This window comes from Curtobacterium sp. 24E2, assembly GCF_016925595.1.
In the GTDB taxonomy this organism is placed as follows: Bacteria; Actinomycetota; Actinomycetes; order Actinomycetales; family Microbacteriaceae; genus Curtobacterium.
This window is the reverse complement of record NZ_CP068987.1, coordinates 3,367,468-3,388,556: the sequence shown is the minus strand read 5'-3', so window position 1 is coordinate 3,388,556 and position 21,089 is coordinate 3,367,468. Positions and strand designations below refer to the sequence as shown.

Here is a 21,089-nt window from a genome sequence, read left to right as displayed (position 1 = left end):
CGAGCCGGGGAGTCCACCCGGCGGCGGTAGCGTGACGACATGGACACCGTCGTCGCCGCGCTCCGCTCCGCCCTGCAGGACCCCGACGGCACCGTCGTCCGGACCGATCCGGGCGAGGCTCGACGCCGCGCGGACCGACAAGTCCGGCTGGATCGCTCCCGGCGGTCCGGTCGCCGTCGTCGAGGCCTGCACCGTCGAGCACGTGCAGGCGACACTCCGGACCTGCTCGGCCCTGGGCGTCCCCGTCGTCCCGCGCGGCGCCGGCACCGGCCTGGCGGGGGCGCGAACGGCACCGCGGGCACGGTCGTGCTCAGCGTGGCGCGGATGGACCGCATCGTCGAGGTGTCCGTCGAGGACGAACTCGCCGTCGTCGAACCCGGGGTGCTCAACGGCGCACTGAACGCCGTCGCCGCCGAGCACGGGCTTCGCTTCGCACCGGACCCGGCGAGTGCGGCGATCGCGAGCATCGGCGGCAACATCGCCACGAACGCCGGTGGCCTTCGGTGCGTGAAGTACGGCGTCACCCGCGAGGCCGTTCTCGGACTCGACGTCGTGCTCGCGGACGGCCGGCTCGTGTCGACCGGCCACCGCACCGTCAAGGGGTGACCGGTCTCGACCTGACGGCGTTGCTCGTCGGGTCCGAGGGCACGCTCGGCGTCATCGTCGGCGCAACGGTCAGACTCGTCCCGATCCCGGCGGGGAGCCCGCGACCCTCGGGGCCGTCTACCCGACCGTGCAGCAGGCGGCGGCCGCGGCAGCGGCCGTGGTGGCGGGAGCGGATCGGCCGTCGACGGTCGAGCTGCTGGATGCCCTGGCCCTCGAGGGGATCGCGGCGTACCTGGGACCCGAGGTGATCGTCGAGACGGTGGGGAGCACCGCTGCGGGCGGGGTCTTCCTGCTCGTGGAGTTCGACGGCCCGGGCGCGACCGAGGCCGCGCTGGGAGCCGTGCCGCGCCTCCAGGCAGAGGGCGGAACCGTGCAGCTTGCCGGGTCGGCGGCGGAACGCGAGCGCCTGCTGACGATCCGTCGGTCCTTCCACGCCGCGATGGAGTCGCGCGGCCGGGTGCTCATCGAGGACGTCGCTGTGCCGCGGAGCCGACTCGCCGAGATGTTCGCCCGCGTGGAGGAGATCGGCCGCGAACACGGGGTCTCGATCCCGACCGTGGCGCACGCTGGCGACGGCAACCTGCACCCGAACTTCGTCTTCGACGGCGACGAGGTGCCTGCTCACGTCTGGGACGCCGCCGATGCGATGTTCCGGGCGGCGATCGAGCTGGGCGGGACCCTGACCGGCGAGCACGGCGTGGGGGTGTTGAAGCGTCGGTGGATCGGCGACGAGCTCGGCGACGACGTCCTCGAGCTGCAGCGGGGGATCCGCCGGGTGTTCGACCCGGCGGGCATCCTGAACCCGGGTAAGGTCTTCTGAGCGGTCGACAACCGAATCTCATCGCACGGATTCGCGCTGGCTCATCCGGATGTTCGGCCGTAACATCACCGCAACGAATCCGGCGCTGAATGGTGTGGACGAGAGCACCACCCACGAAGGAGTCTGCGATGCGCATCGGCGTCCCCACCGAGATCAAGAACAACGAGTACCGCGTGGCGGCCACCCCGGCGGGTGTGGCCGAGCTGGCGCTGCACGGCCACCAGGTCCTGGTGCAGGCCGGTGCCGGCACCGGATCGGCGTTCCCCGACGACGAGTACCGCACCGCCGGCGCCGAGATCGTCGACACCGCCGCCGAGGTCTGGGCGCGCGCCGAGCTGATCCTGAAGGTCAAGGAGCCGGTGGCGTCCGAGTACCCGCTCATCCGCCCCGGCCAGGTGCTCTTCACGTACCTGCACCTGGCGGCCGACCGTCCCCTGACCGATGCACTCATCGACTCCGGGGCCACCGCGATCGCCTACGAGACCGTGCAGCTGCCGGACCGCTCGCTGCCCCTGTTGTCGCCGATGTCCGAGGTCGCCGGACGGCTGTCCGCCCAGGTCGGCGCCTTCAACCTGATGCGCACGAACGGCGGACGCGGACTGCTGCTCGGTGGGGTGCCCGGCACGCCGAAGGGCCGCGTCGTCGTGATCGGCGGTGGTGTCGCGGGCGAGCACGCCGCGACGATGGCGCTCGGCATGGGGGCCGACGTGACGGTCTTCGACATCAGCCTGCCGCGGCTGCGTGCGCTCGACGCCCGGTTCGACGGACGCATCACCACGCTGCGGTCGTCGGCGCACGCCATCGCTGGGGCCCTGCGCGACGCCGACCTGGTGATCGGTTCCGTGCTCATCCCCGGGGCGTCCGCGCCGAAGCTCGTCACCGACGCCATGGTCGCGGACATGCGGCCGGGATCGGTGCTCGTCGACATCGCGATCGACCAGGGCGGCTGCTTCGAGGGCTCGCACCCGACCACCCACGACGACCCGACGTTCGCGGTGCACGACACCGTGTACTACTGCGTGGCGAACATGCCCGGTGCCGTTCCGCGCACGAGCACGATCTCGCTGACGAACGCGACGCTGCCGTACGCCGTCGCGATCGCCGACCACGGGTGGGAGGCAGCGCTGGCCGCCGACCCGTCGCTCGCCCTCGGGCTGAACGTGCACGCCGGCCAGGTCACGAACGAGGCCGTGGCGGCTGCGCACGGGCTCGTGGCGTCCCCGCGGTAGGCCGCGGCCCGGCCCCGGCCCCGGCCCCCGGCCCCGGCCCCGGCCCGGCCCGGCCCGGCCCCGGCCCCGGCCCGGCCCGGCCGCTGAACGCGAAAGCGACAGTCTGCCGCAGAACATCCGCGGCAGACTGTCGCTTTCGCGGCACCGAACGGCTCGGCGCCGCGAGAAGTGTCGCATTGCCGGCACGGACCGCGGCGGACCGCGGCGGACCGCGGCGGACCGCGGCGGACCGCGGCGGACCGACCCGCCGCTCAGGCCGTGCGCGCCGCCAGCCCACGCGCGCCGGACCAGCCCGCCCGCGCCCGCACGGCGACCGTCACCACCACGACCGCGGCGGCTGCGACGACCGCAGCGACGGCGGTCGGCGTCGACACCAGCGGACCGTCGAGTCGGGCGACCGCCACCCACGCCAGCCCCCAGGCCAGGGACAGCATCGGCGCCAGACGGCCCCGTCCCCACACCGCCAACAGGAGCCCGACGAGCCCGGCCACCGCTGCGACGAGCACACCCCAGACGTCCTGCCCGAGGTCGAAGCCCCGGAAACCCGCTGCGGTCAGCACCGCGGCCGTGTTCGCCGCCGTCGCGACGCACACCCACCCGAGGTAGAGGCCGAACGTGCCGTCGGTGACGATCGCCTCGACGACGCCGGAGGGCTTCGTCCGCCGCAGGATCGTGAACGTCCAGACCAGCACCGCGAGCAGGGCCACGATGATCGGTTCGCTCGCCCACAGGAACCCGAACTGCACCGACAGGATCCACGCCGCGTTGAGCAGCAGCGACAGGATCGCCGGTACCACCAGCGTCGCGTGCCGGGCGTCGTCGGACGTGCGGAAGAGCTGGCGGATCGCGTAGGCGATGAGGCCGACGTAGACGACGCTCCAGATCGAGAACGCCGGGCCGTCCGGTGCGATGGCGGTCGACGACGCGGACAGCGCGCCGCCGGCAGCGTCCTGGATCGGCGTCCCGCCGGCTGCTCCGGACCCGACGAACGCCCCGACCACCGCGACGACGGCACTCACGGCGACCGCGATGCGCTTCCAGATCCTCTTCATGACCGTTCCTTTCGTCAGCATGCTGATGACCTGAACCGTAGGCGGGTGGTCGGTTCGGGCGCGCAGCGTGCGTTCAGGCTGCGGGGACGGCGGGCATCCGCGGCGCGGCGTAGACAGGTCGCATGGTCTCCCTCGTCGAAGCGGTCGTCGCCATCGCCACGCAGCAGCACGCCGACCGGATCGACGGACTCCTCACCCGCGGGCGCCACGACAAGGCAGAGCAGCGGCTGTCGAAGGCGGGCTGGTGGCGACCCGTACGCGTCGAGGACGTCTCGACCCACGCGGCAGCGGCGCTCCGCGACTCGGCGTCCGGCGACGTGGTCTGGTCCCTCGAACGGTCGGGCTGGCGCGAGGCTCGCGCTGGACGTCGCGGCGGATCGGATCGTGGACGGGTACTTCGCGCTCTTCGTCACGGCCGACGGCACCGTCCTGTTCGCCCCCGAAGGGACGGCGCGCTACCGCTCGCTCCGCTGAGCCGTACGGTGGTCGCGTGAGCGTCGAGATGAACACCGTGTACGTCGACCGGATCGCCCCGATGGCGAGTCCGTCGCTGGACGACACCTTCCGGATGCTCGACGAGCAGGGTGCGAGCGCGTGCATCGTGCTGTACCAACCGGACGCGCAGGAGCTCGGCGACGTCGCGGTCGCCCTGGGCCTGCACGAGCTCGCGGTCGAGGACTCCGCCGAGGGGCACCAGCGGCCGAAGCTCGAGCGGTACGGCTCGACGCTCTTCGTGGTCCTCAAGCCCGCGCTCTACAACGACGGGCAGGAAGAGGTGGCGTTCGGCGAGGTGCACGCCTTCGTCGGCGAGGACTTCTTCCTCGTCGTGGTGAAGGCCGACCCGCGCGGCAAGCCGACCGTCCCGCGAGCGCTGCAGCGGATGAGCGGCAAGCCCGGCCTGGTGACGGTCGGACCGCAGGCGCAGCTCTGGGCGCTCATGGACACGATCGTCGACGGCTACGTGCCGGTGATCGACGGGCTGGAAGAGGACATCAACCAGATCGAGGACCAGCTGTTCGCGGGCGAGGCCGGGGTCTCGCGGCGCATCTACGAACTGTTCGGCGAGGTCGTCGACTTCCAGCGCGCGGCCCGCCCGCTGATCCACATCATCGAGAACCTGCACCGCGGCGCCGAGAAGTACCACCTGCCGATCGAGATGCAGCGCCGGTTCCGTGACGTCCTCGACCACGCCATCCGCACGGTGGAGCGGCTGGACACGTTCCGGCAGCTGCTGCAGAACGCGCTGACCGTCGACTCCACCCTGGCGGCGCAGAAGCAGAACGACGACACGAAGCGGATCTCCGGCTGGGCGGCGATCCTGTTCGCCCCGACGCTCATCGCCGCCATCTACGGCATGAACTTCACGCACATGCCCGAGCTGACGTGGACCTGGGGCTACCCGCTGTCGATCGTCGGGATGATCCTGTTCGCCGCGATCCTGTGGGTCGTGTTCAAGGTCAAGCGCTGGTTCTGAGGAAGACTGGGGCCGTGACCTCGCACGACCTCGTCCACCTGACCGCCGGGGGCGTCTCCCTCGTCCTCGACTGCCGTGACCACGCGCTGCCCGTGGTGGTGCACTGGGGAGCAGCCCTCGGGCCACTCGACGACGACGCGCTCGTCGCACTCGCCGACGCGGACGTCGCCCCCGTGGCCCAGAACGAGATGGACGACCCCGTCCGTGTCGCCGTGCTGCCCGAGCCGAACCGCGGGTGGAGCGGACGACCCGGCCTGGCCGGACACCGCGAGGGCCACGACTGGTCGCCGGCGTTCACCGTGCGGTCGCTCGACGTGACCGACTCGACCGTCACCGCCGAGGCCGCCGACGACACCGCGGGGCTCGCCGTCCGGCTGACGATCGAGGTGCTCGTCTCCGGACTCGTCCGTGCCCGGGCTGCGGTCACGAACACCGCCGACGGCGTCTACACGGTGGACGACCTGACGGTGGCGATGCCGATCCCGTCCGGTGCGCGCGAAGTCCTGGACTTCGCCGGTCGATGGGGCAAGGAACGCACTCCGCAGCGCCGCGAGCTCGTCGTCGGCACCCACCAGCGCGAGAGCCGGAAGGGCCGGACCGGTGCCGACGCCGCGACCGTCCTGACGGTGGGGAGCCCGGCTTCGGCTTCGCCGGCGGTCAGGTCTGGGGCGTGCACACCGGGTGGAGCGGGAACCACCGGCACCACGCCGAACGCCTGTCGACCGGGCGCCAGGTGATCGGCGGCGGCGAACTGCTGCTGCCGGGCGAGGTCCGGCTCGGCACGGGCGAGACGTACGAGGGTCCGTGGGTGTGGTTCGCCCACGGTGACGGGCTCGACGACCAGGCCCGACGCTTCCACCGGTGGCTCCGCAGCCGCCCACAGCACCCGACGACCCCACGGCCGATGACGATCAACGTCTGGGAGGCCGTGTACTTCGACCACGACCTCGCCCGGCTGACCGACCTGGCGGAGCGTGCCGCGGCCCTCGGCGTCGAGCGGTACGTGCTCGACGACGGGTGGTTCCGCGGGCGCCGGAACGACCACCTCGGGCTCGGCGACTGGTACGTCGACGAGGACGTCTGGCCCGACGGGCTCGGGCCGATCGTGGACCGCGTCCGGGCCCTCGGCATGGAGTTCGGCCTGTGGTTCGAACCCGAGATGGTGAACGAGGACAGCGACCTCGCCCGCGCCCACCCGGAGTGGATCATGCAGGCGGGCGGCCGACTGCCGATGCGGTCCCGCGACCAGCAGGTGCTCGACCTGGCGATCCCCGAGGCGTACGAGCACGTGCTCGAACGGATGACGGCGATCATCGGCGAGTACGGCATCGAGTACGTCAAGTGGGACCACAACCGCGACCTGGTGGAGGCCGGGTTCCCCGGTGGCGGCGCGGCGGTGCACGAGCAGACCCTGGCGACGTACCACCTGATGGCGACCCTGAAGGATCGCTTCCCGACGCTCGAGATCGAGTCGTGCGCGTCGGGTGGCGCACGGGTCGACCTCGGCGTGATCGAGCACACCGACCGCGTCTGGGTGTCCGACGACATCGACCCCCTCGAGCGGCAGCAGATGCACCGGTGGACGCAGCAGCTCCTGCCCCCGGAACTCCTCGGCGCGCACATCGCGAGCGGCAGGAACCACTCGACGGGCCGCGTGCACGACCTGGCCTTCCGGGCCGGTACCGCGCTCGTCGGGCACCTGGGCATCGAGTGGGACCTCACCGAGGCGACGGCGGAGGAGTCGGCGTCGCTGGCGGAGTGGATCGCGCTGTACAAGGAGCTGCGCGGGCTGCTGCACGGCGGCGACCTGGTGCGGATGGACGAGGTCGACGACTCCCGGCTCGTGTACGGCACGGTCACACCGGACCGGCAGCAGGCGGTCTTCTTCCTGGCGAGCATCGGGCGGTCCGAGGTGTCCGGCACCGGTCGGGTCACGTTCCGCGACCTCGACCCGGACGTCTCGCACCGCGTCGACCCGATCGTGGTCGGTGACGGGCACGGGATCGTCCGACCGGACTGGTGGAGCGGCGCACGGGTGTTCAGCGGTCGGGTGCTCGGCACGGTCGGCCTGCACCCGCCGCTCATGCCCGCCGACTGCGTGGTCCCGTTCCGTCTCACGGCCGTCTGACGGCAGATGGGACGACCGGGAGGCCCGGTGCCGGTGATCGGAGCCGCTAGGGTTCTCGACATGCCGCGCTCCGGACACGCGACCCCCGTCTGGGCGCTCAAGCTCGCCGTCGTCACCGCCCTGGTGGGCGTCTCCGGCGGCATCGCCGGCATCGCCGTGTGGCTCGCGTTGCAGCTCATCCAGTTCGTGGCCTTCGGGTACGGCTTCGGTGGGCACCTCGAGGCGGCGGACGCACCGTCGGCGCTGAACCGGTTCCTCGCGCTCGTGGCCGCCGGTGTCCTGACGGGCTTCGCCTGGTGGGCGCTCCGGCGCTGGGGGCGTCCGATCGTGTCGGTCACCGCGGCGGTCGGCGGCAAGCGGATGCCCGCACTCGCGACCCTGGCGAACGCCGGCGTGCAGATCCTGGCGGTCGGTCTCGGTGCCTCGATCGGCAAGGAGGTCGCTCCGCGCGAGGTCGGCGCCTGGCTCTCCCAGCTCGTCACCCGTCGTGCCGGTCTCACCCCGCGCGAGACGAAGATCCTGGTCGCCTGCGGAGCGGCGGCGGGCCTCGCCGCGGTGTACGACGTCCCGCTCGGTGGGGCGCTGTTCGCCGTCGAGGTCCTGCTCGGCGAGATCAGCTTCGCCACGGCCCTGCCCGCGTTCGCCACGAGTGCCGTCGCCGCGTTCGTCGCCCGGCTCGTGATCCCGGACGAGGTGCTCTACCACGTGCCGGCGATGCACATGTCGCCGTCACTGCTCGTCTGGGCGATCGTCGTCGGGCCCGTCCTCGGCCTGGCCGGCGTCGGGTTCGTGAAGCTCACCAACCGGCTGCAGGGCATCGCGCCCAAGGGCTGGCACCTGCTCGTCGTGCTGCCGGTGGTGTTCGCGATGGTCGGGCTCATCGCGGTGCCGTTCCCCGAGATCCTCGGCAACGGGCGGGCGCTGGGCCTCGTCGCCATGAACGCCTCGCTCGACGACGGCACCGTCGCCGGCCTGGCGCCGATCGTGCTGCTCCTGCTGCTCGGCGTCGTCCGCACGATCACCACGTCGGCCACCATCGGTGCCGGCGCGGTCGGCGGCACCCTGACGCCGTCGATCGCGATCGGTTCGGCGATCGGCGGCGGCCTCGGTGGCGCGTGGCTCCTGCTCTGGCCCGCTGACGGCGCCGGCCTGGCGGCCTTCGCGTTCGTCGGCGCCGCGGCGTTCCTGGCGACCACGATGCGGGCCCCGTTCACGGCGCTCGTCCTGGTGGTCGAGTTCACGCAGGAGGGCACCGACATCCTCATCCCGTCGCTCCTCGCGGTGTCGGGGGCGGTCGCGGTCGGGTACGTCCTGGCGCGTCGACGCAGCGCCCAGATGGTGTGAACACTTCGTCACCTTCCGGGACAGACGACGGCTCCGCGGCCTACCATCTGCGGCATGACGGAGCGACGGGCTCCGCACCGAGCTGAGGAGCAGGCCATGGCGGGGTTCGACGACATCACGAAGAAGGCCCAGGACTTCCTGAAGGACAACAAGGTCCAGGACGCCCTGAAGAGCGAGAAGGCCGAGGACATCAGCGACAAGGTCCTCGGGGGTGTCGCCGACGCGGTCAAGAAGGCCACCGGCGGCAAGTACGACGACAAGATCGACGGTGCCCGCGACGCTGCGGACAAGAAGATCGGCAACGAGTAGCCCCACCGTGCGACGGCCCAGGACCCGGCGCGGTCCTGGGCCGTTGCCGTGCCGACTGGACGCCGTCGGGAACAACGGCCACCATTGACGGGTTGCTCCGGACAGCAACACCAGGAGGACGAGACGTGACAGTCGTGGCGCCGAACCAGCCGCTCACCGAGGCCGAGGTCGAGACGATCAAGTCGGACTTCCCGATCCTCGCGCAGGACGTGAACGGGCAACCGTTGGCGTACCTGGACTCGGGGGCGACGGCGGAACGCCCGACCCAGGTCCTCGACGCCGAACGCCGGTTCCTCGAGCACGACAACGCCGCCGTGCACCGCGGGGCGCACACGCTCGCGGCGCTGAGCACCGATGCCTACGAGGACGCCCGTGCCACCGTCGCCGACTTCATCGGCGCTGCCGGTCCGAGCGAGGTCGTCTGGACCGCGAACGCCACCGACGCCCTCAACCTCGTCGCCTACGGCATCGCGAACGCCAGTCGTGGCCGCGGTGGGGTCGACGCCGCTCGCTTCCGCATCGGACCGGGCGACGAGATCCTGGTCACCGAGGCCGAGCACCACGCGAACCTGGTGCCGTGGCAGGAACTCGCCGCGCTGACGGGTGCGACCCTCCGCTGGGTCCCGGTCGCCGACGACGGCACCTGGACCGCCGAGGACGCCGCGGCCCTGATCACCGACCGCACCAAGGTGTTCGCGTTCGCGCACGTCTCGAACGTCACCGGCATGGTCGCCCCCGTCGAGCAGATCGTCGGGCTCGCCCACGCCCGTGGCGCACTGGTCGTGCTCGACGCCTGCCAGTCCGCGCCGCACCGGCCGCTCGACGTGCAGCAGCTCGGCGTCGACTTCGCGGCGTTCTCCGGGCACAAGATGCTCGGTCCGAACGGCATCGGCGTGCTCTGGGGCCGCAGTGAGCTGTTGAACGCGTTGCCGCCGTTCCGCACCGGCGGGTCCATGATCACCACCGTGACCATGCAGGCGTCGGAGTTCATGCCGGCGCCCGAGCGGTTCGAGGCCGGCACGCAGCCCGTGTCGCAGGCCGTCGCCCTTGCCGAGGCCGTCCGCTACCTGCAGGGCATCGGCATGGAGCGTGTCCGCGCGCACGAGGAGCACCTCGCCCGGCGCATGCTCGACGGCCTGGCCGCCGTCCCCGGCATCCGCGTCGTCGGTCCGCCGGTCGGCGTCCCGCGATCGGGCCTGGTGTCGTTCGACGTCGACGGCGTGCACGCCCACGACGTGTCGCAGTACCTCGACGCGCAGGGCATCGCCGTCCGCTCGGGGCACCACTGCGCCCAACCCCTGCACCGCCGCCTGGGCCTGGTCGCCACCAGCCGCGCGAGCACCTACGTCTACACGACCGAGCACGACGTCGACCGGTTCATCGCGGCCGTCGGCGAGGTCCGCGGCTACTTCGGAGCGACGGTGTGAACGCCCTCGACAGCCTGTACCAGCAGGTCATCCTCGACCACGCGAAGGCCCGGCACGGCGACGGCGACCTGCCCGACGCCGACGCCTCGCACTTCGAGCGCAACCCCACGTGCGGCGACGAGATCACCGTCCGCATCCGCCTCGAACCGGGCACCGACCGGATCGCCGGTCTCGCCTGGCAGGGCGACGGCTGCTCGATCTCGATGGCCTCGGCATCGGTCCTCACCGACATGGCCGTGGGTCGCACGGTCCCGGAGCTCCTCGCACTGACCGACGAGTTCCGCACGATGATGCGCTCCCGCGGCGTCGGCGAGCCCGACGAGGACGTCCTCGAGGACCTCATCGCCTTCCACGGCGTCTCGAAGTTCGTCATGCGGGTCAAGTGCGGCATGCTCGCCTGGGTCGCGGCGGAAGCCGCCGCGCGTGAGGCGACGGCGTCCCGCTGAGCCGGGTGCGGCTCGCGATCGCGACCACGTGACGGCCAGGAGGCCCGTGGCCGGCCCGCCCCGCGCCTCCCGTCCGCAGCTGGTCGCCGACCGGGCCCAAAAAGGCCGGCGTGCGTTTCGTGGGTGCCGTCGGTGAGCTGACGAAGGTCTTCACGCTGCCGGAGCGCCGCGGTCGGGGTGTCGGATCGGCGCTCCTGCGACACGTGGAGGCGGTCTGCCGGGAGCGCGGGACCATGTCGCTGCGTCTCGACACCCGGGCTGAGCTCGCCGAGGCCTGCGCGCTCTGCGAACGGCTCGGGTTCGTACGGGTCGCACAGTTCAACGACGACCCGTACTCCGGCCGGTGGTACGCCAAGGTGCTGTAGGCCCTGCTCAGGGGCGGTACTCGTCCCGCGGCTTCGTGGATCGGGTGGGTGGCTGGGCCGGGGCGGTGGCACCGCCGGAACCGATGGCACTCAGTACGGCGGCCAGGTACTGCAGCGTGGTCAGCACCACCCGGCCGATGGATCGCAGAACGTGGCTCATGCGTCGAACCTATCGTTCAGACGTGACGATGCGTCATGAAGACGTCGATGTCGTCCTCGGTGTCGACGACGAAACCGTGCCGTTCGTAGAGCCGGCGCGCGGCGCTGCCCTGCAGGACGTTGAGTCGCGTCGCACCCGCGTGGGGCTCGGCTAGGACGGTCCGGAGCACTGTCGATCCGACGCCCCGCCCCTGGACCTCCGGCGCGAGGTAGAAGTGCTCGACCCAGCGGGTGTCGTCGTCGACCCGCGTGGTGATCGAGCCGACGTCGCGCCCGTCGACCACGACGACCCGGGTGTGCTCGGGCGCGAAGGCATCACGCATCCGTCGGCGGACCCGGACCGCGTCGAAGCGGCCGAGACGCTCGAGGTCGGCGCGGAGGACCTGCGCACGCAGCTCGACGAGCCACTCGACGTCCTCGGGGATGCTGTTCCGCAGTGCGACGTGCATCCGTCGAGCCTAGGAGTCGTCGGCACCGATCCGTGACGGACCCCTGCGCAGGAGCTGCGGTCAGGCCGCTCGACCGGCGGTCGCGGCGGATCGGTCAGTGCGTCCGACGGTGATCCCGAGGGCGATCTGCACGATGCCGAACAGGATCAGGAAGCCCGCGATGGCGACGACGGCGAGCGCTGCCCCGATGGACGGCAGGTTGATGACGAGCACGCCGATGACGATGCTGAGCACCGCGGCACCGATCGTCAGGGCACGGTTCGTCGGTGTCGGGGCGTAGAGCAGGGTGATGCCCTCGACCAGCCAGGCGAAGCCGATCGCGAACGCGATCCACCGCACCCCGACCGGCGGGGCGACGAGCGCCACGATGCCCCCGGCGAGGATCAGCGCACCGAGGACGACCAAGCCGATGCGGCGGCCGGTGCCGATCCCGCGGGCCAACGCACGGACGATCATCGACAGGCCGGACACCAGCAGATAGATGCCGAACACCCACGCGACCGCGAACAGCGTCGCGTGCGGGAGCACGAGCGCCGCGACACCGACGAGGATCGCCACGATGCCGACGATCAGCAGCGCGGTCCGCAGTCGTCGATCCCCGCCGACGTCGGCGACGACGTCGTCCTGCAGCGCCATGGTGTCCGCCCTTCCCTGAGAGGATCTGGTCCTGCGCGCTTCTGCGTCAGGGTTACTCCTCGGAACCGCTCGTGTCCGGTGCCCATGCGGACGCATCGGTCCGCGCGGGGTCGGTCCGGCTCGGCGGGCGCGCCGGCCACGTGACGAGCAGGAGCACCGCGAGCGGGCCGAACAGCAGCGTCAGGAGGAACCAGGTCCACGCCGATCGGTTCCGGGTCCGGGCGTACCCACCGGCGAGCATCGCGACGCTGAGCCAGAGGCTCGACAGGTACAGGCCGGTGAAGTCCTCGTGCACGAACAGTTCCCTTCGAGAGATACGTCAATACGAGCCGAAGGGTAGCGCGTCGTCAGACCGTGGCGGCCCCGTCGTCGGTGGTGCGACGGAGGGAGCGCACCATGCTGCGCAACGCCCCCGCGCCGCGACCTGCTGCTCGTCCGACAGTCCGTCGAGCATGCGGACCTCGACGCCACGGACCGCCGCACTCGCACGCTCGAGGCTCGCGCGGCCGCTCGCTGTCAACCGCGTCGGGAGCGCTTTGCCGACCGGTGCTTCGGTGGCCCGCGTCACGAAGCCGTCCCGTTCCAGCGCCTGCAGCAGCACGTTCATCGACTGCCGCGTGACGAAGGCGCCGCGTGCGAGCTCGGAGTTCGACAGTCCGGGGCGCTGTGCCAGGAGTTCGAGGCACGAGTAGTGCGTCATCGTCATGCCGAGCGGGCGCAGCACGGCCTCCATCGCGGCGCGGAGGGCGCTCGCGGCTTCCTTGAGCAGGTACCCGAGGGACGTCTCGAGGTCGATTCCGTCTTGACTCATGTCAGGAGTCTGACATAGGTTGCTCTGTGTCAGAAGACTGACACGAAACGAAGGAGCTCCACATGCCCGTCACCGGCCCCGACTTCATCTCCCTGCAGACCCGCGACCTGACGGCGTCGCAGGCGTTCTACGAGCAGTACCTCGGTCTGGTCCGCTCGCAGGCCGGCCCGCCGCACGCCGTCGTCTTCGAGACCACGCCGATCGCGTTCGCGCTGCGGGACGTCGTCCCCGGCACCGACCTCGACGCGGTGTCGCAGCCGGGCATCGGCGCGGCGATCTGGCTGCACGCGACCGACGTGCAGGCCATCCACGACGCCCTGGTGGCCGACGGCCACACCATCGTCGCGGCGCCGATCGACGGCCCGTTCGGTCGGACGTTCACCTTCGCCGACCCGGACGGCTACCAGGTCACGCTGCACGACCGCGCCTGAGCTGCGGGCGTCACGCTTCGTCACGATGGATGACGGACGCAGACCCCGCACGTAGCGTCACGGCGTGACCAGCAGCAGCGAACCCCGGCAGATCCGCTTCAACGCGTTCGACATGAACTGCGTCGCGCACCAGTCCTCCGGGCTGTGGCGGCACCCGCGCGACCGATCGCGCGACTACCGCGACCTGACGTACTGGACGGACCTGGCGAAGACGCTCGAGGGCGGGGCGTTCGACGGCATCTTCATCGCCGACGTCCTGGGCACGTACGACGTCTACGGCGACTCGAACGAGGCCGCACTCCGCACCGGCTCGCAGGTGCCGGTCAACGATCCGATCCTGCTGGTGTCGGCGATGGCGTCGGTGACCGAGCACCTCGGCTTCGGGATCACGGCCGGCACGGCGTACGAGCACCCGTACCCGTTCGCCCGGCGGATCTCCACGCTCGACCACCTGACCAAGGGGCGGGTCGGCTGGAACGTCGTCACCGGGTACCTGCCGAGCGCCGCGCGGAACATGGGCCAGACCGACCAGCTGTCGCACGACGACCGCTACGACGTTGCCGACGAGTACCTCGAGGTCCTCTACAAGCTGTGGGAGGGCTCGTGGGAGGACGACGCGGTCGTCGCCGACCGAGCGTCCGGCGTCTTCACGGACCCGGCGAAGGTGCACCCGATCGAGCACCACGGCAAGCACTTCGACGTGCCGGGCATCCACCTGTCCGAGCCGTCGGTGCAGCGTTCGCCCGTCATCTACCAGGCGGGCGCGTCGCCGCGCGGCATCCGCTTCGCAGCGGAGAACGCCGAAGCCGTCTTCGTTGGCGCACCGACCGTCGAGCAGCTCGCGTCGACCGTCGCGAAGGTCCGTGACGCCCTGGAGGCAGCTGGTCGCGACCGCTACGCCGCTCGCGTCTACACACTGCTCACCGTGATCACGGACGCCACCGACGAGCTGGCCCAGGCGAAGTACGAGGACTACCTGTCGTACGCGTCGGAGCTCGGTGCGCTGGTGCTCAACTCCGGCTGGATGGGCGTCGACCTGTCGCAGTGGGACCTCGACGAGCCCCTCGGCGACGTGGAGTCGAACGCCATCCAGTCGGCAGCGGCGAACATCGCAGCGGCGACCGGCGAGGACGGCAGTTCGTGGACGATCCGCGACCTCGCCCGGCACACCGCGATCGGCGGCCTCGGGCCGGTCGCCGTCGGCGGGGAGCGACCATCGCCGACCGGCTGCAGGAGATCCAGGAACGCACCGACGTCGACGGGTTCAACCTGGCGTACGCGGTGACCCCGGGCACGTGGGAGGACGTCATCGAGTTCGTGATCCCCGAGCTCCGTGCCCGCGGGGCGTACCCGACCGGCTACGAGCCCGGATCGCTGCGGCACAAGCTGCACGGCCGCGGCGACCGGCTGCCCGACGAGCACCGTGGGGCGTCGTTCAGGATCGACAGCAGCGCGGTCGTAGGCTGACCGGGTGATCGAACCGTCCGTGTCCGTGCGTCCAGCGGCCCCGGACGAGGTGTCGGCCTGCGTCGACCTGTGGGTCGCAGCGGTCGCGGCACGGGACGGCGTCCCGGAATCCGACGCGGTGCGTGCCCGTGCGGCGTCGAAGTTCGCCGTGCCGCGCGTCGCCCTGGTCGTCGCCACCGGAGCGGCTGGCGCGGTCGACGGCTTCGCGCTCGTGACGGCGCCGGGGTCCGGACGGTCGACCGACCCGTCCGACGCCGCATACCTGTCGCTGCTCGCCGTCCGCCCGGACGTGCAGGCGCGGGGTGTCGGGCGTGCGCTCCTGGCCGCGTCGGTCGACGCAGCAGCGGCGGCGGGACACTCCGCGGTCGTCCTGCACGCGCTCGCCGGCAACGAGCGGGCGCTGCGGCTCTACGAAGCCGGCGGGTTCCGGGCGGACGGAGTCGAGTTCCCGCATGCCCTCACCGGCAAGCCGACGCGGACCTACGTCGCCGCGGCCTCGGTGCGCTGACCGCTCAGACCCGCCACTTCGGTCGCGGGGCGTGGTCCTCGTACGACTGCCGGGTCGGGTAGGTGATCAACTCGATCGTGGATCCCCACGGCGTCCCGACGTACACGAACCGGTTGCCCGATCCGCCTTCGTTGCCGCCGAGGTCCCGCGGGTCGGCGTACCGCTGGCCGCCCGCCGTCTCGATGTGCGACAGCGCGTGGTCGATGTCGTCGACGTAGAACGCGACGTGCTGCCAGCCGAGGTCGCTGGCCCGAGCTGCCGATCGCTGGTCCGGGCCGTGGTACTCGAACAGCTCGAGCCCTGGACCGTTCGGCAGCGCGAGCATCCGCAGCGCACCCTGGGCCATGGTCTTCGGGATGCCGAGGCGGCGCTGGACGTCGGGTTCACCGCGGAGCGGTTCGCTCCGGAGGAACCGGTCGTACAGGGGGACGGCGTCGAGTCCCAGGACGAAGAAGTCGGTGGCCTGGTCGATGTCGGGCACGGTGAGCCCGATGTGGTCGATGCCGTGTGCGGTGCTGGGCGTGCCCGTCGGGGTGCTGACGGTCGGGGTGCGTGTCGCGGTGGTGCCGGATGGGCGTGGCGCAGTGGTCATGGTGCCGTCTCCCCTGAGTTCGGCTCGGACGTGATCCCACCGAGTAGAGCGCTCAGTCTGCCGCGCGACAAGCGGGCAACCAGTCGCTTGCGGAGAACCGCCGCGATCGTGCGCGATCAGTCGACGGCGGTCCATGCCGGGTACGTTGCCGAGCGCCCGTCGCCCGACGACCGTCGGGTCACGCGACGCTGCACCCACGGCAGGACGTGCTCGCGGTAGTAGCGGAGTTCCTCGGGGAGTCGGGTGCGACCGGTCGGCTCCGACACCGGCGTTCCGGGCAGGGGGCCGTTCACGATCGCGTGCAGGGCGAGGTCGGCGACGCGTTGGTGGCCGGTCGCGTTCATGTGCAGTCGGTCGTCGGACCAGAACTCTGCACGGCGCAGGTGTGGATCACGGGACACGTCGACGAATGGCAGGTCGTACCGGTCGGCGAGGTCGGCGAGCGCATCCGCCCAGGCGTCGCCGCGCGCGTTGATGAGGCGTCCGAGGGGGAGCCGGGCACTCGGGTCGGCGGGGCTCAGCAGCGCCAGCCGGACGCCGCGGCTCAGGACCGTGGCGACCGCCGCTTCGAGCGGGGCGATGAGGGCGTGGGCGTCGAACCGTGGCCGGAGCAGGTCGTTGCCGCCCGCGCAGAACGTGATCAGGGTCGGTGTGGGGTCGAGTGCGAGCGCCGCGTCGAGCTGCTCTCCGAGGACCCCGGCGAGCAGGCGACCGCGGACGGCGAGGTTGGCGTACCGGACGTCTGCGTCGTGCGCTCGGGCCATGCCGCTCGCGAGTCGGCCGGTCCAACCGGGGAACGGAACGGCGCCGGCGTCGCCGATGCCCTCCGAGAAGCTGTCGCCGATCGCGACGTAACGGATGGTGTCGGGCATGGACGCATCTTCCTGCACACGCCTGTGCAGGTTCCGCGAGTCGGAACGAGCGTTTCAGGACGGCACCCACGACACACGACCGTTACACGAGGGAAACGGCGGGCGCGAAGAGGCTCCCTCAGCTTCTTCGGTGGAGGCGATCACCGCCTCCCCACCCCACTCCCTCGGAGGACGCCATGGCTACCGATCTCGTGACACCCGTCGCAGCGCCCCACGCCCCCACCACGACCGCCGCACCCGCCGGTGCCGGCGTCGTCAAGCCCGGGTACGACCCGGCGCTCACGAACGAGGACCTCGCCCCGCTGCGCAAGCAGAGCTGGACGAGCTACAACTTCTTCGCCTTCTGGATGTCCGACGTGCACTCGGTCGGCGGCTACGTCACCGCCGGGTCGCTCTTCGCACTCGGCATCGCAAGCTGGCAGGTGCTCATCGCCCTGGTGGTCGGCATCCTGATCGTGCAGGTCTTCGCCAACCTCGTCGCCAAGCCGTCGCAGCGCACCGGCGTGCCCTACCCGGTCATCAACCGTGCGGTGTTCGGGGTGCTCGGGGCGAACGTGCCCGCGATCATCCGCGGGCTGATCGCGATGGCCTGGTACGGCGTGCAGACGTTCCTCGCCGCGCAGTCGCTCAACATCATCTTCCTGAAGTTCATCCCCGCCTCGGCCGGGCTGCTCGACCACTGGTTCCTGGGGCTGTCGGCACTCGGGTGGATCTCGTACGCGATCCTGTGGGTCGCGCAGGGGGCCCTGTTCTGGATGGGCATGGAGGCCATCAAGAAGTTCATCGACTGGGCGGGCCCGGCGGTGTACGTCGTGATGATCGCCCTGGCGATCTACCTCGTCAGCCAGGCCGGCATCGGCAACATCTCGTTCACGCTGTCGGTGGGCGAGCCGCTGTCCTTCGGCGCATCGATCCCGGTCATGCTCTCCGCGGTCGCCCTGGTGGTCAGCTACTTCTCCGGCCCGATGCTCAACTTCGGTGACTTCTCGCGCTACGGCAAGTCCTTCGCGGCGGTCAAGCGGGGCAACTTCTGGGGCCTGCCGATCAACTTCCTGTTCTTCTCGGCGCTCACCGTGCTGTGTGCGAGTGCCACCGTGCCGGTGTTCGGCAAGCTCATCACCGACCCGATCGAGACCGTGCAGGCGATCGGCGCCCCGTTCGCGATCCTGCTCGGCGGCCTGACCTTCGTCACGGCGACGGTCGGCATCAACATCGTCGCGAACTTCATCAGCCCCGCGTTCGACTTCTCGAACGTCGCGCCGCGCCGGATCTCGTGGCGAGCCGGCGGCATGATCGCCGCGGTCGGCTCCGTGCTGCTGACCCCGTGGAACTGGTACGGCAACGACCAGGCCATCCTGTACACGCTCGGGGTGCTCGGTGCCCTCATCGGCCCGCTGTTCGGCATCCTGATCGCCGGCTACTACATCGTCGGGAAGCAGCGTATCGCCGTCGACGACATGTACACGAAGGACACCTCGGCCCGGTACTGGTACCGCGGCGGCTTCAACCCGAACGCCATCGGTACCCTCGTCGTCACCGGGGTGGTCTCGGTCGCCAGTGCGGTCCTGCCGCCCGCGCTCGGGATCCTGCCGGGGCTGAACAACTACAGCTGGTTCATCGGCTGTGGCCTGGGACTCGTGGTCTTCTGGGGCCTCGAGCGGATCCGGCCGAGCATGCCGGAACTCGCCTCGGACGACCCGACGGTCGACGACGGCGCCGCCATCGGGCGAGCCTGAGACGCCCCCGCACCACCAGCGACACCCGCACCGCCCGCACCGCCGGAAGGACCCCGATGCGCATCCGCGTCGTCAACCCGAACACCACCGCTTCGATGACCCGCTCGATCGGCGTCGCCGCCACCGCGGTCGCCGGCCCGGGCACCATCGTCGAGGCGGTGAACCCCACGATGGGCCCCGCGTCGATCGAGAGCCATTACGAAGAGGCGCTCGCGGTGCCGGGGCTCCTCGAGCAGATCGCGCTCGGGGAGCAGGACGGCGTGGACGCCCACGTCGTCGCCTGCTTCGGTGACCCGGGGCTCGACGCCGCGCGGGAGCTCGCCTCCGGGCCGGTCATCGGGATCGCCGAGGCGGGCTTCCACGCGGCGGCGATGCTCGGGCGCCGGTTCGGCGTCGTGACGACCCTGGCGCGGACGACCGGCCGGGCCCACGAGCTCGCCGAGCGCTACGGGTTCGCCTCGCTCGTCACCGAGATCCGGGCGTGTGAGGTCGCGGTGCTCGAACTGGACGACCCCGCTTCGGGAGCACGAGCCCTGGTGATCGAGGAGTGCCGGGCCGTCATCGCCGGCGGAGCCGACGCGGTCGTGCTCGGCTGCGCGGGGATGGCGGACTTCTGCGCCGAGGTCTCGCGGGCGATCGGGGCGCCGGTCGTCGACGGCGTCGCCGCGGCGACCGTGCTCGCCGAGTCGCTCGTGCGGCTCGGGCTCTCGACGGGCAAGCACGGCGAGTACGCCACCCCGCCGACGAAGGCGATGTCGGGTCTGCTGGCGGGCTTCGAACGCCAGCCGACGGCGGGCGCGACGGTCGGGGCGGGCGCATGACGGGCCTCCCGGCCGCCGCCGGCACCATCGCGGACCTCGTCCTGCGCGCCGACCGCGCGTGGATCGACGGAGCCTTCCGCCCAGCGGCGGTCGTCGTGCGCGACGGCCGCGTCGACACCGTCCTGCCGGTCGACGCACCCGTGGCCGCCGTCGACGACCGCACCGTGCCGGACGACCAGGTCCTGCTGCCCGGCCTCGTCGACACCCACGTGCACGTCAACGAACCCGGACGCACCGAGTGGGAGGGTTCGCGTCCGCGACCCGGGCCGCCGCGCTCGGCGGGGTCACGACCATCATCGACATGCCGCTCAACTCGATCCCCGCGACGACGACGGTCGAGGCGCTCGCCGCGAAGCGCGCGAGTGCCGAGGGGCGGGTCGCCGTCGACGTCGGGTTCTGGGGCGGGGCGGTCCCCGACAACGCCGGCGCGCTCGGCGCACTGCACGACGCGGGCGTCTTCGGGTTCAAGTGCTTCACCGCGCCGTCCGGGGTCGACGAGTTCCCGCACCTGGACGCCGACCAACTGCGCGCCGCGATCGAGGAGGTCGCCCGGATCGACTCCCTGCTCATCGTGCACGCCGAGGACCCCGAGTTCCTGGTCGACCACGCCGCGCTCGGCGGGCACTACGAGGACTTCCTCGCCACCCGCCCGGTCGACGCCGAGCGGTCCGCCATCGCGCGGGTCATCGACGGCGCACGGGCCACTGGCGCGCGGGTGCACATCCTGCACCTGTCCGACGCCGGAGCGATCCCGATGATCCGCGCCGCGAAGGACGACGGCGTCCGGATCACGGTCGAGACCTGCCCGCACTACTTGTCGTTCGAAGCGGGCTCCATCCCCGACGGCGCGACCGAGTACAAGTGCTGCCCACCGATCCGTGACGACGCGAACCGCGACGCCCTGTGGGCCGGCGTGCTCGACGGCACGATCGACATGATCGTCTCCGACCACTCGCCGTCGACCGCCGACCTCAAGGTCGACGACTGGGGCCTCGCCTGGGGTGGGATCGCCGGCCTGCAGGTCGGCTTCCGGGCCGTCTGGACCGAGGCCCTCCGCCGCGGCGTCCCGCTCGAGGCGCTGTTGCCACTGTTCACGACCGGTCCGGCAGCGCTCGTCGGCTTCGCCGACCGCGGGGTCATCGCCCCCGGCGCGCTGGCCCACTTCGCCGTGTTCGACCCGTCCGCCACGGCGGTCATCGACGTGGCCGGCCTCGCACACCGCAACCCGGTCTCCGCGTTCGCCGGCCTGGAGGCCCGTGGCCGCGTCACCGAGACCTGGCTGCGCGGGCGCGTGGTGGCGTCCACCGCGTCTGGCGTCCCCTCCGTCGAGGGGCAGCTCGTCGCTGCTCCCGTGACCGCGGACGCTCGGGTCACCGAAACACGTCTGTAACGATCGTTCCGGTACGC

The 21,089-nt window shown here is 71.6% G+C and carries 18 protein-coding genes and 5 pseudogenes; 15 read left to right on the top strand and 8 right to left on the bottom strand.

The genetic code is table 11. From position 1 onward, the window contains the following. The first annotated feature begins 39 nt into the window (after positions 1–39). Positions 40–1,426 (top strand): annotated as a pseudogene (locus JN350_RS16590) (FAD-binding oxidoreductase). Positions 1,427–1,554: 128 nt separating this feature from the next. Next, on the top strand, positions 1,555–2,655 hold the full coding sequence (gene ald, locus JN350_RS16585) for an alanine dehydrogenase (RefSeq protein WP_205462872.1): 1,101 nt from the start codon (positions 1,555–1,557) through the stop codon (positions 2,653–2,655). A gap of 251 nt (positions 2,656–2,906) precedes the next feature. Here ald and JN350_RS16580 read toward each other — a convergent pair whose 3' ends face one another. After that, on the bottom strand, positions 2,907–3,707 hold the full coding sequence (locus JN350_RS16580; protein ID WP_205462871.1) for a tryptophan-rich sensory protein: 801 nt from the start codon (positions 3,705–3,707) through the stop codon (positions 2,907–2,909). A gap of 490 nt (positions 3,708–4,197) precedes the next feature. Between JN350_RS16580 and JN350_RS16575 the strand changes: the two genes are divergently transcribed. From JN350_RS16575 to JN350_RS16545, 7 genes and pseudogenes are all read left to right on the top strand, one after another. Next, entirely contained in the window at positions 4,198–5,181 is a 984-nt protein-coding gene (locus tag JN350_RS16575) for a magnesium and cobalt transport protein CorA (protein ID WP_240347381.1), read from the top strand. Between the two features lie 14 nt (positions 5,182–5,195). Further along, positions 5,196–7,309, top strand: a pseudogene (locus JN350_RS16570) (alpha-galactosidase). A 60-nt stretch (positions 7,310–7,369) separates the two neighbouring features. Beyond that, positions 7,370–8,653: a chloride channel protein gene (locus tag JN350_RS16565; protein WP_205462870.1), complete on the top strand. Its 1,284-nt coding sequence runs from the start codon at positions 7,370–7,372 to the stop codon at positions 8,651–8,653. Positions 8,654–8,707: 54 nt separating this feature from the next. Then, on the top strand, positions 8,708–8,962 hold the full coding sequence (locus JN350_RS16560) for an antitoxin (protein WP_374102075.1): 255 nt from the start codon (positions 8,708–8,710) through the stop codon (positions 8,960–8,962). A 134-nt stretch (positions 8,963–9,096) separates the two neighbouring features. Next, the gene (locus JN350_RS16555) at positions 9,097–10,389 is read left to right on the top strand and encodes an aminotransferase class V-fold PLP-dependent enzyme (protein ID WP_205464493.1); all 1,293 of its coding nucleotides are present in this window, start codon (positions 9,097–9,099) and stop codon (positions 10,387–10,389) included. Further along, a complete protein-coding gene (sufU, locus tag JN350_RS16550) occupies positions 10,386–10,835 on the top strand; it encodes a Fe-S cluster assembly sulfur transfer protein SufU (protein WP_123338759.1) in 450 nt (149 codons plus the stop codon). Before JN350_RS16555 ends, sufU begins: the two co-directional genes overlap by 4 nt. A 110-nt stretch (positions 10,836–10,945) precedes the next feature. Continuing rightward, entirely contained in the window at positions 10,946–11,200 is a 255-nt protein-coding gene (locus JN350_RS16545; protein WP_205462869.1) for a GNAT family N-acetyltransferase, read from the top strand. A gap of 7 nt (positions 11,201–11,207) precedes the next feature. Here JN350_RS16545 and JN350_RS16540 read toward each other — a convergent pair whose 3' ends face one another. The 5 genes and pseudogenes from JN350_RS16540 to JN350_RS16520 all read right to left on the bottom strand — a co-directional run bounded on the left by JN350_RS16540 (position 11,208) and on the right by JN350_RS16520 (position 13,255). After that, positions 11,208–11,360 (bottom strand): hypothetical protein, encoded by a 153-nt coding sequence (locus JN350_RS16540; RefSeq protein ID WP_165901119.1) that lies wholly within the window; start codon positions 11,358–11,360, stop codon positions 11,208–11,210. 16 nt (positions 11,361–11,376) lie between these two features. Next, complete coding sequence (locus JN350_RS16535) at positions 11,377–11,808, bottom strand: GNAT family N-acetyltransferase (RefSeq protein WP_205462868.1); 432 nt, start codon at positions 11,806–11,808, stop codon at positions 11,377–11,379. 60 nt (positions 11,809–11,868) lie between these two features. Continuing rightward, a complete protein-coding gene (locus JN350_RS16530; RefSeq protein ID WP_205462867.1) occupies positions 11,869–12,444 on the bottom strand; it encodes an HdeD family acid-resistance protein in 576 nt (191 codons plus the stop codon). A gap of 52 nt (positions 12,445–12,496) precedes the next feature. Next, complete coding sequence (locus JN350_RS16525) at positions 12,497–12,739, bottom strand: hypothetical protein (RefSeq protein ID WP_240347380.1); 243 nt, start codon at positions 12,737–12,739, stop codon at positions 12,497–12,499. Positions 12,740–12,791: 52 nt separating this feature from the next. Then, a pseudogene (locus JN350_RS16520) lies at positions 12,792–13,255 on the bottom strand (MarR family winged helix-turn-helix transcriptional regulator). A 62-nt stretch (positions 13,256–13,317) separates the two neighbouring features. On the opposite strand from JN350_RS16520, the gene JN350_RS16515 reads away from it, so the two are divergent. The 3 genes and pseudogenes from JN350_RS16515 to JN350_RS16505 all read left to right on the top strand — a co-directional run bounded on the left by JN350_RS16515 (position 13,318) and on the right by JN350_RS16505 (position 15,661). Beyond that, a complete protein-coding gene (locus JN350_RS16515; protein ID WP_123338764.1) occupies positions 13,318–13,686 on the top strand; it encodes a VOC family protein in 369 nt (122 codons plus the stop codon). 112 nt (positions 13,687–13,798) lie between these two features. Beyond that, positions 13,799–15,153: pseudogene (locus JN350_RS16510) on the top strand (LLM class flavin-dependent oxidoreductase). 4 nt (positions 15,154–15,157) lie between these two features. Beyond that, a complete protein-coding gene (locus JN350_RS16505; RefSeq protein ID WP_205462866.1) occupies positions 15,158–15,661 on the top strand; it encodes a GNAT family N-acetyltransferase in 504 nt (167 codons plus the stop codon). Between the two features lie 4 nt (positions 15,662–15,665). Here JN350_RS16505 and JN350_RS16500 read toward each other — a convergent pair whose 3' ends face one another. Then, complete coding sequence (locus JN350_RS16500; protein ID WP_240347379.1) at positions 15,666–16,253, bottom strand: VOC family protein; 588 nt, start codon at positions 16,251–16,253, stop codon at positions 15,666–15,668. Between the two features lie 116 nt (positions 16,254–16,369). After that, positions 16,370–17,125 carry an SGNH/GDSL hydrolase family protein gene (locus tag JN350_RS16495; protein WP_205462865.1) on the bottom strand — a complete coding sequence of 252 codons (756 nt, stop codon included), beginning with the start codon at positions 17,123–17,125 and terminating at the stop codon, positions 16,370–16,372. A gap of 176 nt (positions 17,126–17,301) precedes the next feature. Between JN350_RS16495 and JN350_RS16490 the strand changes: the two genes are divergently transcribed. From JN350_RS16490 to allB, 3 genes and pseudogenes are all read left to right on the top strand, one after another. Next, positions 17,302–18,861 (top strand): NCS1 family nucleobase:cation symporter-1, encoded by a 1,560-nt coding sequence (locus JN350_RS16490; protein WP_205462864.1) that lies wholly within the window; start codon positions 17,302–17,304, stop codon positions 18,859–18,861. Positions 18,862–18,917: 56 nt separating this feature from the next. After that, positions 18,918–19,682 carry an aspartate/glutamate racemase family protein gene (locus JN350_RS16485; protein ID WP_205462863.1) on the top strand — a complete coding sequence of 255 codons (765 nt, stop codon included), beginning with the start codon at positions 18,918–18,920 and terminating at the stop codon, positions 19,680–19,682. Beyond that, a pseudogene (gene allB, locus JN350_RS16480) lies at positions 19,679–21,072 on the top strand (allantoinase AllB). The gene JN350_RS16485 and the pseudogene allB overlap by 4 nt, the downstream one beginning before the upstream one ends. Positions 21,073–21,089: the final 17 nt, after the last annotated feature.